This window comes from Streptomyces sp. NPDC001056 (genome assembly GCF_053598955.1).
On sequence record NZ_JBSFLI010000006.1, the window covers coordinates 229,759 to 243,136 of the forward strand.

The 13,378-nt window shown below is 73.5% G+C and carries 12 protein-coding genes; 6 read left to right on the top strand and 6 right to left on the bottom strand.

The window, feature by feature from the left end:
- The first annotated feature begins 286 nt into the window (after positions 1-286).
- Positions 287-1,735 carry an NAD(P)H-quinone dehydrogenase gene (locus ACWDD7_RS10305; protein ID WP_351877118.1) on the top strand — a complete coding sequence of 483 codons (1,449 nt, stop codon included), beginning with the start codon at positions 287-289 and terminating at the stop codon, positions 1,733-1,735.
- 177 nt (positions 1,736-1,912) lie between these two features.
- Positions 1,913-2,857 carry a DeoR/GlpR family DNA-binding transcription regulator gene (locus ACWDD7_RS10310; protein ID WP_450457020.1) on the top strand — a complete coding sequence of 315 codons (945 nt, stop codon included), beginning with the start codon at positions 1,913-1,915 and terminating at the stop codon, positions 2,855-2,857.
- 397 nt (positions 2,858-3,254) lie between these two features.
- Here the strand turns inward: ACWDD7_RS10310 and ACWDD7_RS10315 are convergent, their stop codons facing one another.
- Positions 3,255-5,027, bottom strand: a complete 1,773-nt coding sequence (locus ACWDD7_RS10315; protein ID WP_392215587.1) for an acetyl/propionyl/methylcrotonyl-CoA carboxylase subunit alpha — start codon at positions 5,025-5,027, stop codon at positions 3,255-3,257.
- Between the two features lie 350 nt (positions 5,028-5,377).
- Between ACWDD7_RS10315 and ACWDD7_RS10320 the strand changes: the two genes are divergently transcribed.
- Entirely contained in the window at positions 5,378-5,968 is a 591-nt protein-coding gene (locus ACWDD7_RS10320) for a hypothetical protein (RefSeq protein WP_450457021.1), read from the top strand.
- Here the strand turns inward: ACWDD7_RS10320 and ACWDD7_RS10325 are convergent.
- The 4 genes from ACWDD7_RS10325 to ACWDD7_RS10340 form a co-directional block, all read right to left on the bottom strand.
- Entirely contained in the window at positions 5,940-6,557 is a 618-nt protein-coding gene (locus tag ACWDD7_RS10325; protein WP_351877122.1) for a Maf family protein, read from the bottom strand. The two genes, ACWDD7_RS10320 and ACWDD7_RS10325, sit on opposite strands and share 29 nt — an antisense overlap.
- Positions 6,558-6,632: 75 nt before the next feature.
- Positions 6,633-6,770: a morphogenic membrane protein MmpB gene (mmpB, locus tag ACWDD7_RS10330; protein ID WP_351877123.1), complete on the bottom strand. Its 138-nt coding sequence runs from the start codon at positions 6,768-6,770 to the stop codon at positions 6,633-6,635.
- A 91-nt stretch (positions 6,771-6,861) separates the two neighbouring features.
- Positions 6,862-7,071 (bottom strand): acyl-CoA carboxylase epsilon subunit, encoded by a 210-nt coding sequence (locus ACWDD7_RS10335; RefSeq protein ID WP_450457022.1) that lies wholly within the window; start codon positions 7,069-7,071, stop codon positions 6,862-6,864.
- 26 nt (positions 7,072-7,097) lie between these two features.
- A complete protein-coding gene (locus tag ACWDD7_RS10340) occupies positions 7,098-8,711 on the bottom strand; it encodes an acyl-CoA carboxylase subunit beta (RefSeq protein ID WP_351881607.1) in 1,614 nt (537 codons plus the stop codon).
- A gap of 110 nt (positions 8,712-8,821) precedes the next feature.
- On the opposite strand from ACWDD7_RS10340, the gene ACWDD7_RS10345 reads away from it, so the two are divergent.
- Together ACWDD7_RS10345 and ACWDD7_RS10350 are read left to right on the top strand one after the other, a co-directional pair.
- Complete coding sequence (locus ACWDD7_RS10345; protein ID WP_351881604.1) at positions 8,822-9,688, top strand: biotin--[acetyl-CoA-carboxylase] ligase; 867 nt, start codon at positions 8,822-8,824, stop codon at positions 9,686-9,688.
- Positions 9,689-10,537: 849 nt separating this feature from the next.
- Entirely contained in the window at positions 10,538-11,659 is a 1,122-nt protein-coding gene (locus ACWDD7_RS10350; RefSeq protein ID WP_351878864.1) for an adenylate/guanylate cyclase domain-containing protein, read from the top strand.
- Positions 11,660-11,663: 4 nt separating this feature from the next.
- On the opposite strand, the gene ACWDD7_RS10355 is transcribed toward ACWDD7_RS10350, so the two are convergent.
- A complete protein-coding gene (locus ACWDD7_RS10355) occupies positions 11,664-12,308 on the bottom strand; it encodes a hypothetical protein (RefSeq protein WP_450457023.1) in 645 nt (214 codons plus the stop codon).
- 190 nt (positions 12,309-12,498) lie between these two features.
- Here ACWDD7_RS10355 and ACWDD7_RS10360 point away from each other — a divergent pair, with 190 nt between their 5' ends.
- On the top strand, positions 12,499-13,293 hold the full coding sequence (locus ACWDD7_RS10360) for an enoyl-CoA hydratase/isomerase family protein (RefSeq protein WP_351878858.1): 795 nt from the start codon (positions 12,499-12,501) through the stop codon (positions 13,291-13,293).
- The last annotated feature ends 85 nt before the right edge of the window (positions 13,294-13,378 follow it).

The window sequence follows — 13,378 nt, forward strand, 5'->3', positions numbered from 1 at the left end:
TCGTGGACCGTGCCGCCGCCCCAGAGGTCCTCGACGGCGACCGGCCGGCCCGGGAGGGCCGCCGCGCGGGACGCGGGCGAGGGGCAGTCGACGGGGTCCGGGGAAGCACGCCGGACCCGGTCTCCGCGTCGGCCTCCGCCCGTGTCCGCTCCTCCAGGGAGGCCCACCAGCCGCTCATCGGGCCACCGGTCGGGATGCGCGATCCGGCATGCGGTGAACGTACGTCGCCGCACGTCGGGAGGCTCCCGCTCCCCCCGGGCAGTCGCATCTTGAGGCGTGCGGGACAATGGGGTACGTGACTCGGATCGTGATCATCGGTGGCGGACCCGGCGGATATGAAGCGGCGCTGGTGGCCGCGCAACTCGGTGCGGAGGTGACCGTCGTCGACTGCGACGGTCTGGGCGGCGCGTCGGTGCTGACCGACTGCGTGCCGTCGAAGACCCTTATCGCTACGGCCGAGGTCATGACGACCTTCGACTCGTCGTACGAGGAACTCGGGATCATCGTCGCCGACGACACCCCGCCCCTGGAGCGGGCCGCCCGCGTCGTCGGTGTGGACCTCGGCAAGGTCAACCGAAGGGTCAAGCGGCTCGCGCTGGCGCAGTCGCACGACATCACCGCCTCTGTGACGCGCGCCGGCGCGCGGGTCATGCGCGGGCGCGGACGCCTGGAGGGCATGCAGGCCCTCGACGGGTCGAGGAAGGTCGTCGTCACCGCCGCCGACGGCACCGAGGAGACCCTCACCGCCGACGCCGTGCTCATCGCCACCGGCGGGCACCCGCGCGAGCTGCCCGACGCCCAGCCCGACGGCGAGCGCATCCTCAACTGGACCCAGGTCTACGACCTCAACGAGCTGCCCGAAGAGCTGATCGTGGTCGGCTCCGGCGTGACCGGTGCCGAGTTCGCCGGCGCCTACCAGGCCCTCGGCTCCAAGGTCACCCTCGTCTCCTCCCGCGACCGCGTGCTGCCCGGCGAGGACCCGGACGCCGCCGCCGTCCTGGAGGACGTCTTCCGTCGCCGTGGCATGAACGTCATGGCCCGTTCCCGCGCGCAGTCCGCCAAGCGCGTCGGCGACCGGGTCGAGGTCACGCTCGCGGACGGCCGGGTCATCACCGGCACCCACTGCCTCATGGCCGTCGGCGCCATCCCGAACAGCGCGGGCCTCGGTCTGGAGGAGGCCGGCGTCAAGGTGCGCGACTCCGGGCACATCTGGACCGACAAGGTCTCCCGCACGACCGCCCCCGGCGTCTACGCGGCCGGTGACGTGACCGGCGTCTTCGCGCTCGCGTCCGTCGCCGCCATGCAGGGCCGTATCGCGATGTACCACTTCCTCGGCGACGCGGTGGCCCCGCTGAACCTGAAGACGGTCTCCTCCAACGTCTTCACCGACCCCGAGATCGCCACCGTCGGCTACACGCAGGCGGACGTGGACGCGGGCAAGATCGACGCCAGGGCCGTCAAGCTGCCCCTGCTGCGCAACCCGCGCGCCAAGATGCAGGGCATCCGGGACGGCTTCGTGAAGATCTTCTGCCGGCCGGGCACGGGCATCGTCGTCGGCGGCGTGGTCGTCGCGCCGCGCGCCTCGGAACTCATCCACCCCATCTCGATCGCCGTCGACAACAACCTGACGGTCGAACAGATCGCGAACGCGTTCACGGTGTACCCCTCCCTCTCGGGGTCGATCGCGGAGGTCGCGCGGCAGCTGCACACCCGCAAGGCGAGCGCCGAGGGTTGATGACCTGCGGCAACTTCCCGCTGGTCGCGGGGGGTTGCCGTACATGCGGATGGCATAGTCGGGGTGGACAGGTCCCGGGCAGGTCCTATACCACTTCGGGTTCCGGCATGCGAACAACTTCTGTTAATCGGCGCAAACTGCTGAAAGCAGACGGTCGCTGGGGTTACTGTCAGTTTCGTGTTCGCTGCTGAACGTCGCCAACTGATCCTCGAAATGGTGCGAGCGAACGGTGCCGTGTCGCTCCGTGAGCTCGCCCGCGTCGTCCAGACCTCCGAAGTGACCGTACGGCGGGACGTGCGGGCACTGGAGGCGGAAGGACTCCTCGACCGCCGGCACGGCGGTGCGGTACTGCCGGGTGGTTTCACCCGGGAGTCCGGCTTCCCGCAGAAGTCGCACCTCGCGACCGCCGAGAAGACGGCGATCGCCGATCTCGCCGCCGGCCTCGTCGAAGAGGGCGAGGCGATCGTGGTGGGTGCCGGTACGACCACGCAGGAGCTGGCCCGCCGGCTCGCCCGCGTGCCCGGCCTCACGGTGGTCACCAACTCCCTGCTGGTCGCCCAGGCGTTGGCCCATGCCAACCGGGTGGAGGTCGTCATGACCGGCGGCACCCTGCGCGGCTCCAACTACGCGCTCGTCGGCTCCGGCGCCGAACAGTCCCTCCAGGGGCTGCGGGTGTCCAAGGCGTTCCTGTCCGGGAGCGGCCTCACGGCCGAACGCGGCCTGTCCACCTCCAACATGCTCTCGGCCTCGGTGGACCGCACCCTCGTGCAGGCCGCCGCGGAGGTCGTGGTCCTCGCCGACCACACCAAGCTGGGTACCGACACGATGTTCCAGACCGTGCCGACGGATCTCATCACCCGCCTCGTCACCGACGAACCGCCCGCCCACGACGATCGCGCCGCCACGGAGCTGCAGGCCCTCGCCGACCAGGGGGTGCAGATCGCCGTGGCCGGGGCGAACGGAAGCCCGGGGGGTGACCAGGTCCCGTCGGCCCGCCGCGCCCAGCTGCCGGGACCACGCCGGAGCCAACTCCCCGCCGGCACCCTGCGCCCGGCCCCGGCCCTGTCCGACCAGCCGGCCACGTCGGAGCGGGCACGGGTCGCCGACCTCCGCCGCCGCTGACACCGGAGCCCGCTCGGTCGACGGGTGCGTCCGGTGGGCCGGGTGCGGGCAGGGGCTCCTCGGCGACCGGGCGGCCGGGGCCGCGCGGGCGCCCGGGAGAGTGGTCACGGCGACGAGCCGCATGGGCGGATCGGTCGACCGGGCCCGCCGGAGGGGCGTGAGGGCGCGGTGAGTGCCCTGGCGGGCGGTCCGTGGCGCCGAGGGGCGGGGGACCGCTCCGAGGCCCCTGTGGCCGTCTCACGGCAGCGAGAGCGGCCCCCTGTGGCCGACCTACGGCAGCGAGAGCGGCCCCCTGCGGCCCACCCACGGCAGCGACGAGCGCCCTCCCCGGGCCCCGACGCGAGTCGGCCCCCGGCGCGAACGCACCAGGGGCCGAACAGGTGTCCTACCGCGGACCTCAGTCCTTGATCTCGCAGATGGCCGCGCCCGACGTGATGGACGCGCCGACCTCCGCGGACAGACCCTTGATCGTGCCCGCCTTGTGGGCGTTCAGGGGCTGCTCCATCTTCATGGCCTCCAGGACGACGACCAGGTCGCCCTCCTTGACCTCCTGGCCCTCCTCGACCGCGACCTTGACGATCGTGCCCTGCATCGGGGAGGCGAGGGTGTCGCCGGAGGCGACGGGGCCGGACTTCTTGGCGGCGCGGCGCTTGGGCTTGGCGCCCGCCGCGAGGCCGGTGCGGGCCAGGGACATGCCCAGCGAGGACGGGAGGGAGACCTCCAGGCGCTTGCCGCCGACCTCGACGACCACGGTCTCGCGACCCGCGTCCTCCTCCGCCTCGACGTCGGCCGGGGCGGCGAAGGGCTTGATCTCGTTGACGAACTCGGTCTCGATCCAGCGGGTGTGGACCTTGAACGGCTCGGTGGAGCCGGTCAGCTCGGGGGCGAACGCCGTGTCCCGGACCACCACGCGGTGGAAGGGGATCGCGGTGGCCATGCCCTCGACCTGGAACTCGTCCAGAGCGCGCGCGGCCCGCTCCAGGGCCTCCTTGCGGGTGCGGCCGGTGACGATCAGCTTGGCGAGCAGCGAGTCCCACGCCGGACCGATGACCGAGCCGGACTCCACGCCGGCGTCCAGGCGGACACCCGGGCCGGACGGCGGGGCGAACGTGGTGACCGTGCCGGGGGCGGGCAGGAAGTTGCGGCCCGGGTCCTCGCCGTTGATGCGGAACTCGAAGGAGTGGCCGCGCAGCTCCGGGTCGCCGTACCCCAGCTCCTCGCCGTCGGCGATGCGGAACATCTCGCGGACCAGGTCGATGCCGGCGACCTCCTCGGTCACCGGGTGCTCGACCTGGAGACGGGTGTTGACCTCCAGGAAGGAGATCGTGCCGTCCTGGCCGACCAGGAACTCGCAGGTGCCCGCGCCCTCGTAGTGGGCCTCCTTGAGGATGGCCTTGGAGGCGCGGTACAGCTCGGCGACCTGCTCGTCGGAGAGGAACGGCGCCGGGGCCTCCTCCACGAGCTTCTGGTGGCGGCGCTGCAGCGAGCAGTCACGGGTGGACACGACGACCACATTGCCGTGCTTGTCCGCCAGGCACTGGGTCTCCACGTGCCGCGGACGGTCCAGGTAGCGCTCCACGAAGCACTCGCCGCGGCCGAAGGCGGCGACCGCCTCGCGCACCGCGGAGTCGTACAGCTCGGGCACCTCTTCGAGCGTGCGGGCGACCTTCAGACCGCGGCCGCCACCGCCGAACGCCGCCTTGATGGCGATCGGCAGACCGTGCTGCTCGGCGAAGGCGACGACCTCGTCGGCGCCCGAGACCGGGTCGGGGGTACCGGCCACCAGGGGCGCGCCGGCGCGCTGGGCGATGTGGCGGGCCGCCACCTTGTCGCCCAGGTCGCGGATGGCCTGCGGCGGCGGGCCGATCCAGATCAGGCCGGCGTCGAGCACGGCCTGCGCGAAGTCGGCGTTCTCCGAGAGGAAGCCGTAACCCGGGTGGATGGCGTCCGCGCCGGACTCCCGGGCCGCGTTCAGGACCTTGTCGATGTCCAGATAGCTGGTGGCCGGGGTGTCACCGCCCAGGGCGAACGCCTCATCCGCAGCACGGACATGCAGAGCGTCCCGGTCCGGGTCCGCGTAGACGGCAACGCTCGCGATACCGGCGTCCCGGCAAGCCCGAGCCACCCGGACAGCGATTTCGCCACGGTTGGCGATGAGCACCTTGCGCACGATTGAGGCTCCCTCCTTGAAACAAGCCGAGTTTAGGGACAGCCGACACGGCTCTTCGACCCGTCCCCAATGGTGAGCTTGCCCACACGGAGCGTGATGCGTGGCTCGCTGGGGCGCGAAATCCCACGTCGCACCTTGCTACGCAGGACTCCTCCGGAAAACCCTAGCCCCGCCATGTGGTCAAGGTCTCTGTAAGGGCGTGCTGCGGCCCACTCGGTTTCTTTGTCGAGTCCCTACGAATGGCCCAATGATTCTTTGCTGGCGCACGAACCCTTGTCCCCTGGTTTACCCGTTAGTAGCGTTCGCCCTGTCCGGACGTACTGTGGGTAACCGAGGGATGGGTGGGGCCGATGGTGCGCAGAACCGTGGCGTGGGTGGTGGCCGTCGTCCTCCTCGTGGAGGCGCTCGGCATCGGGGCGCTGAACTGGTTCCTCGGTGTGGTCGTGGAGCGCCAGAAGATGTCCATGGCCGGCCTGGACCCGCACCTGATGTCGATGTCCTCGAAGATCGGCGGCGTGGTCTTCGGCCTCTACTTCGCGCTGTGCGCCCTGGTCGCCCTGCTGGTGGCGGTCCGCGACCGCGCCCCCGCCGGCTTCGGGCGCGTCGTGCTGATCAGCGCGGCGGTCGTGCACGGCCTGCTGGGCGCCTTCGCCTGGGGCCTGGTCGGCCCGACGGCCTTCGTGGCCATGGTCGTGGTGCTGGCGCTCCTGGTGCTGCTCCTGGTGTCGTACGACCGCGACGGCGGCCCCGCCGAGGCCGCCCCCGGCGCGAGCGGCGGGACGGGCGGCGACCCGAGGGGCGCGGACGAGCCGGTGGACGCCTCCGCCGCCCCGGCGGGTGAACCGGCCGCCGGGCGTCCGGCGGAGCCGCAGGACGGCGACGACGAGCCGCGGGACGCCGTCCCCGAGCGGCTCACCCGGCCGGTGCCCACAGCTCCGTGATGCCGACGCCCAGCTCCGCCAGCAGCTTGCGCACCAGGGGCAGGCTGATGCCGATCACATTGCCGTGATCGCCGTCGATGCCCTCGATGAACGGCGCCGAACGGCCGTCCAGGGTGAACGCCCCCGCGACGTACAGGGGCTCGCCGGAGGCCACGTACGCGGCGATCTCCTCGTCGCTGGGCTCGCCGAACCGTACGACCGTGGAGGCGGTCGCCGAGACGTAGCGCTTGGCCTCCGTGTCCCAGACGCAGTGCCCCGTCTGCAGGACGCCGGCCCGGCCGCGCATCGACTTCCAGCGGGCGGTGGCCTCCTCGGCGTCCGCGGGCTTGCCGAGCGCGTGCCCGTCCAGCTCCAGCACCGAGTCGCAGCCGATCACCAGGGCGCCCTGCACCTCGGGCAGCGCCGCCACGACCGACGCCTTCGCCTCGGCCAGGGCGAGCGCCAGTTCTGCGGGGGTGGGGGCGGTGACGGCGTCCTCGTCGACCCCGCTCACCACGACCTCGGGCATGAGGCCCGCCTGCCGGAGCAGGCCGAGGCGGGCGGGGGACTGGGAGGCGAGCACGAGTCGCCTGCGGCGCGTTGCGGTCATGCGGTCAGGTTAGTCACCCGTTCGCGAGCGGGCGCGAATCACCTGCCGGTGGGCTCGGGGCGGACGCCGGTGGGCTCAGCGCAGACCCGCCAGGGCGGCCACGACCATGGCCGCGGTCACGGCCACGGCCATGAGGACGCCGAGCCGCCGCAGCATGTCCTGCGCGTCGCGCAGCTCTTTCGGCGGTTCGTCGTCCGGGTCTGACCAAAGCATGCCCCCAGCGTGGGGCCCGGCCGTCGGGGCCGCCTGAGTACGGGTACTCAAGTCGGCCCCCGGCCTCGCGCGGCCCCGAGGCCGCGACGGCCTAGCTCGGCCAGTACGTGCGGGTCCAAGCCGCCGCGCCCGCCTGGGGCACGCGGGCGGAGGCGATGCGGGCCGGGTCGGCCCACGCGTCCTTCGGGCCCTGCGCGCCGGGCGGCGCGGCCGCTGCCGCCGCGGCGCGGACGCGGACCACCGCCAGGGCGGCGGCCAGCTCCTCGGGGGTCGGGTTGCCTCGTACGACCTTGATCGTCATGTCGGCTCCTGTCGGTCGGCGGGGCCTTAGAGGGGGATGTTGCCGTGCTTCTTCGGGGGCAGGGATTCCCGCTTGGTGCGCAGCTGACGCAGGCCCCGGACGATGTGGGCACGGGTGTCGGACGGCATGATCACCGCGTCGATGTAGCCGCGCTCGGCCGCCACGTAGGGGTTGAGGAGCGTGTCCTCGTACTCCTGGATCAGCCGGGCCCGCACGGCCTCCACGTCCTCGCCGCTCGCGGCCGCCTCGGCGAGGGTGCGCCGGTGCAGGATGTTGACCGCGCCCTGGGCGCCCATGACGGCGATCTGGGCGGTGGGCCAGGCGAGGTTGAGGTCGGCGCCCAGGTGCTTGGAGCCCATCACGTCGTAGGCGCCGCCGAAGGCCTTGCGGGTGATCACGGTGATCAGCGGGACGGTGGCCTCGGCGTAGGCGTAGATCAGCTTGGCGCCGCGCCGGATGATGCCCTCGTGCTCCTGGCCGACGCCCGGGAGGAAGCCGGGCACGTCCACGAAGGTGAGCACCGGCAGGTTGAAGGCGTCGCAGGTGCGCACGAAGCGGGCGGCCTTCTCGGAGGCGTCGATGTCGAGGCAGCCCGCGAACTGCATCGGCTGGTTGGCGACGACGCCCACCGGGTGGCCCTCGACCCGGCCGAAGCCGGTGACCATGTTCGGCGCGAACAGGGCCTGGGTCTCGAAGAACTCGCTGTCGTCCAGGACGTGTTCGACGACCGTGCGGATGTCGTACGGCTGGTTGGCGCTGTCCGGGACGAGGGTGTCCAGCTCGCGGTCCTCGTCGCCGACCGTGAGATCCGCCTCCTCCGGGAAGACCGGGGGCTCGGAGAGGTTGTTGGACGGCAGGTACGACAGCAGCTGCTTGATGTACTCGATGGCGTCCTTCTCGTCCCCGGCCATGTGGTGGGCCACGCCGGAGACGGCGTTGTGGGTCCGGGCGCCGCCCAGCTCCTCGAAGCCCACGTCCTCGCCGGTGACGGTCTTGATGACGTCGGGTCCGGTGATGAACATGTGCGAGGTCTGGTCGACCATGACCGTGAAGTCGGTGATGGCCGGGGAGTACACCGCGCCGCCCGCGCAGGGGCCGACGACCAGGGAGATCTGCGGGATGACTCCGGAGGCGTGGGTGTTTCGGCGGAAGATCTCGCCATAGGCGCCGAGCGAGGCGACGCCCTCCTGGATCCGGGCGCCGCCGGAGTCGTTGATCCCGATGACCGGGCAGCCGGTCTTCAGGGCGAAGTCCATCACCTTGACGATCTTCTGGCCGTACACCTCGCCCAGGGCGCCGCCGAAGACGGTGAAGTCCTGGGAGAAGACGGCGACCGGACGGCCGTCCACGGTGCCGTAACCCGTGACGACACCGTCGCCGTAGGGCCGGTTCTTCTCCAGACCGAAGTTGGTGGAGCGGTGCTGGGCGAACTCGTCGAGCTCGACGAACGAATCCTCGTCCAGGAGGAGTTCGATCCGCTCGCGGGCGGTCAGCTTGCCCTTCGCGTGCTGCTTCTCGACGGCGCGCTCCGAGCCGGCGTGCGTCGCCTCGTGAATGCGCCGCTGAAGATCCGCGAGCTTGCCCGCGGTCGTGTGAATGTCGATCCCTTGGATCTCGTGACGCTCTTCCGGCTCGGACATCGGGATGCGGCTCCCTGCCTGCTCAAAAGGGGGGACGGTTACTCGTTCGTAGAGTAGTGCTGGGCCTACCGATCAGCACTGCGGCGTTTGCCACACCTAGGGTGGCTTGCATGACGCCCCGAGATGCAGCAGACGACAACGCCGGCCGGTGGTCCGATCTGGACCGCCCGCCACTGAACGCGGCCGCCCTGCGCCGCGCGCTGGTACGCGAGGGCGGGCTGTGGTCCGAGCTGGAGGTGGTGCAGCGCACCGGCTCCACCAACAACGACCTCGTGGCGCGCGCCGCGGCCGGTCCGGTGGCCGAGGGCACGGTGCTGGTGGCGGAGGAGCAGACGGCCGCGAAGGGCCGCCTGGACCGCCGCTGGACGGCTCCGCCGCGCTCGGGTCTCTTCGTCTCCGTCCTGCTGCGGCCCGCGGAGGTGCCGGTCGCCCGCTGGGGGTGGCTGCCGCTGCTCACCGGGGTCGCGGTGGCGACGGGGCTGGCGCGGGCGGCGGGCGTCGACACGGCGCTGAAGTGGCCGAACGACCTGCTGGTGACGGTCGGCGGGGAGGAGCGCAAGGCCGGGGGCATCCTCCTGGAGCGGGCCGGCGACGACGGCGTGGTCATCGGCTTCGGCCTCAACGTCTCGCTGCGCGCGGAGGAACTGCCGGTCCCGCAGGCGGGCTCGCTGCTGCTGGCCGGGGCGGTGACCACGGACCGCGACCCGCTGCTGCGGGCGGTCCTGCGCTCCCTGGAGGACTGGTACGGCCGCTGGCGCGCAGCCGCGGGCGACCCCGCCGAGTCCGGCCTCCAGGACGCCTACGCGGCCGGCTGCGCCACGCTCGGCCGCACGGTGCGGGCGCAGCTGCCCGGCGACCGCGACCTCGTCGGCGAGGCGGTGGCCATCGACGGCGACGGCCGCCTGGTCATCGCCACGTCCGAGGGGGTGCGGGAGCCGGTGGGTGCGGGGGACATCGTGCACTTGAGGCCGGCGTGAGCGCGGCTTCCGGGCGGCGCGCCCGGCCGTGACGGCGTCGCGGCTCGGGGCAGGCGGGCCGGGGCCGCTCGCCCGAGTGCGCGCAGTTGTACGGCCGCGGCGCGATGCCGGCCGGTCGCGCCGCGCCCCGGGACGGCGGGTCGGTCGGGTGGCCCGTCCGCGCGGGGGCGATGGCGCGCAGGTCCGTGAGGACGGTGGTCGGGTTGCGGTGAGGCGGGTCGGCGGGCCCCCGCCGCGGGTGCTCACGGCGGGGGTGAGGCCGCACCCGAGCGGGGTGGGGCCCGCGTCGGGACTCGACGCGGGCCTCCCGCGACCGGCCGGGGGCCCGCGTACCGGCCGGGGGCCCGCGTACCGGCCGGGGGCCCGCGTACCGGCCGGGGGCCCGCGTACCGGCCGGGGGCCCGCGACCGGCCGGGGGCCCGCGTACCGGTCGAGGGCCCGCGTACCGGCCGACACGCGGGCCCGCCGGAGCGCCGCGGGGTGCGGCGGCACGTCCTCTCCGTGACGGCGGCCGTGTTCGGCGGGCCTTCGAGCGGGGCGCCGCGACGGTCTCCGGCAGCGCCTCGGGCGCCCCGCGGGGGGCAGGGGCCGCATCGCCCGGCGGCTCCGCCGCGTGCGTGCGACCGGCCGGCCGCCGGACCGCAGGTGCGCCCGGCGGGCGCGCCCCCCATGCTGTTGGCGGGGGCCGGGGGACCGCGGGCCCCCGCGGAACGTCGGCCCCGACTCCGGCGCACGGACCGGTACGGGCAAGTGGACCTCGGCCGAACCCGACGGAGTGAGCTGGCGCACACCTGCCGTAGAGTTGAGGCCGGTCGTACCTGACCGCGGCAGATCGGAAGGGCAGCAGGCGTGACCGTCGACGACACGGGCCCCGGCGAGCAGGACCGGACGGACCCCAGCGCCGCCGACTCCGGCGAGGACCCGCTCGCGCTCCGTCTCGAACAGCTCATCCTGGGCGCCGAGCGCCGCTACACCCCTTTCCAGGCCGCCCGCAGCGCCGGCGTCTCCATGGAGCTGGCGTCCCGCTTCTGGCGGGCGATGGGCTTCGCGGACATAGGCCAGGCCAAGGCCCTCACCGAGGCCGACGTCCTCGCCCTGCGCCGCCTCGCCGGTCTCGTGGAGGCGGGCCTGCTCAGCGAGGCCATGGCCGTGCAGGTGGCCCGGTCCACCGGGCAGACCACCGCCCGGTTGGCCGAGTGGCAGATCGATTCCTTCCTGGAGGGCCTGACCGAGCCCCCCGAGCCCGGCATGACCCGCACCGAGGTGACGTACCCCCTGGTCGAGCTGCTGCTGCCGGAGCTGGAGGAGTTCCTGGTCTACGTCTGGCGCCGGCAGCTCGCCGCCGCCACCGGCCGCGTCGTCCAGGCCGCGGACGACGAGGAGATGGTCGACCGCCGCCTCGCCGTCGGCTTCGCCGACCTCGTCGGGTTCACCCGCCTGACCCGGCGCATGGAGGAGGAGGAACTCGGCGAACTCGTCGAGGCCTTCGAGACCACCGCCGCCGACCTGGTGGCCGCGCGCGGCGGCCGGCTCATCAAGACCCTCGGCGACGAGGTCCTGTTCGCCGCGGACGACGCGGGCACGGCCGCCGACATCGCGCTGCGCCTCGTGGAGACGCTGGCGCACGACGAGACGATGCCGGAACTGCGCGTCGGCATGGCGTTCGGCACCGTGACCACCCGGATGGGCGATGTGTTCGGCACGACGGTGAACCTCGCCTCCCGGCTGACCTCCATAGCACCGCGCGACGCCGTGCTGATGGACAGCGCGTTCGCCCAGGAGCTGATCCGCGCCGGCGAGGCGCCGGTCTCGGAGGCGGAGGCGGCCGAGGCCGCGGCGGCCGCCGAGAAGGAGGGCGAGGAGCCGCCGGCGTACCGCTTCGCGCTCCAGCCGATGTGGCAGCGCCCGGTGCGCGGCCTCGGCGTGGTCGAACCGTGGCTGCTGACCCGCAGGGACGGTCAGCAGCAGTAGTCCGTCACCCCCCGTGGCCGTCGAGCAGGTCCACACAGAGGCCGATGATCGGCAGGCAGAGCCCGCCGGGCCCTGCCGCGGGGGTGCTCGGGGTCGGTGTGGGTGCCGGCGGCGGGGCGGGGTGCGAGGTGGGCGTGGGAGGCGCCGACGCGGTGGCCGTGGGCCGAGGCGGGGCGCTCGGCGCCGTGCTCTCCCCGGGCGCCGGTGGCACCGCGCGTCCGGAGCCGCTGGGCGTCGGTGCGGACCCGGCCGTCGGCGCGGACCCGGTGGGCGTCGGTGCGGGACTCCGTCCGCCCAGGGCGGTGGCCGCCGAGGGCGGCACGCCGGGACCCGTCGTGCCGACGGCCGTGGCGGTCGTACCCGCGGGACCGCCGCCCGCGTGTCCGCCGTCCCTGGTCCCGCCGCTCGCGAGCCCGCCGCCCGGGTCGAGCCGGGGTTCGGCCGCGGCGGTCCCCGGGGCGCCGACGCCGGACTCCGGGGACAGGCGGACCAGGGCGAGCACCCCGGCCCCGAGGACGAGCCCGCAGGCGGCGAGCCACGCCCCGCGGGGGCGGGGTTTGCGGTGCCGTCCGCGGCGAAGGCCAAAGAACCAGCCGCCGCTCGGCTCCGCCGGTGCCGTCGCGTCCCTCGCGGTACGCGTTGCTGTCATGTCGTCTCTCCCCCCACGCTCCCCCGACCGCGCAGCGCACGCTATGCGCTCGTGTGGGTGATGTGGGGCGAGTCGGCCGTGATGTCACTCGAACGGGCGTAGCGGTTCGGGGTTTCCTGTGGTCGGGTGCGGCTGCGATGATCGGGCCGACAGGGGTTAACCCGCGTTAACACGTGTACCGGAGGATGCGATGAGCGAGGCGCGGTTCGGGGAGTTCGTGCTGGTACGGCGGCACGGGTACGTCGCGGAGCTGGTCCTGGACCGGCCCAAGGCGATGAACGCCGTCTCCACGGAGATGGCCCGCTCGATCGCGGCCGCGTGTACGGCGCTGGGGGCGGACCGGGACGCGCGGGTGGTCGTCCTGACGTCGTCGCACGAACGGGCTTTCTGCGTCGGCGCGGACCTGAAGGAGCGCAACTCCTTCAGCGACGCGGACCTGATGCGGCAGCGGCCGGTGGCGCGGGGTGCGTACACCGGGGTGCTGGAGCTGCCGATGCCGACGATCGCGGCGGTGCACGGGTTCGCGCTGGGCGGCGGGTTCGAGCTGGCGCTGTCCTGCGACCTGATCGTGGCCGACCGTACGGCCGTGGTGGGGCTGCCGGAGGTCTCCGTGGGCGTGATCCCGGGCGGCGGCGGTACGCAGCTGCTGCCGCGGCGGGTCGGCGCGGCGAAGGCGGCCGAGCTGGTCTTCTCGGCGCGGCGGCTGGAGGCGGCGGAGGCCGGTGAGATGGGGCTCGTGGACCACGTGGTCGAGGAGGGCCGGGACCGGGAGGAGGCCCTGGAGCTGGCGGCGCGGATCGCGGGCAATTCCCCGGTGGGCCTGCGGGCGGCGAAGCGGGCGCTGCGGCTGGGCCAGGGGCTCGACCTCCGCGCCGGGCTTGAGGTCGAGGACGCGGCGTGGCGCTCGGTGGCCTTCTCCGGCGACCGCGCGGAGGGCGTCGCGGCCTTCAACGAGAAGCGCAAGCCGGAGTGGCCGGGGGAGTAGGTCCCTCGGACCGGGAGGCGCCACTCGGAACAAAACCCCTGTTCGCCCCGCTGATACCCCGAACTGGGAAAATCCTCCCTAATCT

What these genes read in the sequence shown, in the direction of transcription:
- ACWDD7_RS10305 (WP_351877118.1), top strand. Translation starts at nt 287, where the DNA reads ATGGGGTACGTGACTCGGATCGTGATCATCGGTGGCGGACCCGGCGGA.
- ACWDD7_RS10320 (WP_450457021.1), top strand. Translation starts at nt 5,378, where the DNA reads ATGGTGCGCAGAACCGTGGCGTGGGTGGTGGCCGTCGTCCTCCTCGTG.
- ACWDD7_RS10325 (WP_351877122.1), bottom strand. Translation starts at nt 6,557, where the DNA reads ATGACCGCAACGCGCCGCAGGCGACTCGTGCTCGCCTCCCAGTCCCCC.
- mmpB (WP_351877123.1), bottom strand. Translation starts at nt 6,770, where the DNA reads ATGCTTTGGTCAGACCCGGACGACGAACCGCCGAAAGAGCTGCGCGAC.
- ACWDD7_RS10335 (WP_450457022.1), bottom strand. Translation starts at nt 7,071, where the DNA reads ATGACGATCAAGGTCGTACGAGGCAACCCGACCCCCGAGGAGCTGGCC.
- ACWDD7_RS10340 (WP_351881607.1), bottom strand. Translation starts at nt 8,711, where the DNA reads ATGTCCGAGCCGGAAGAGCGTCACGAGATCCAAGGGATCGACATTCAC.
- ACWDD7_RS10345 (WP_351881604.1), top strand. Translation starts at nt 8,822, where the DNA reads ATGACGCCCCGAGATGCAGCAGACGACAACGCCGGCCGGTGGTCCGAT.
- ACWDD7_RS10355 (WP_450457023.1), bottom strand. Translation starts at nt 12,308, where the DNA reads ATGACAGCAACGCGTACCGCGAGGGACGCGACGGCACCGGCGGAGCCG.
- ACWDD7_RS10360 (WP_351878858.1), top strand. Translation starts at nt 12,499, where the DNA reads ATGAGCGAGGCGCGGTTCGGGGAGTTCGTGCTGGTACGGCGGCACGGG.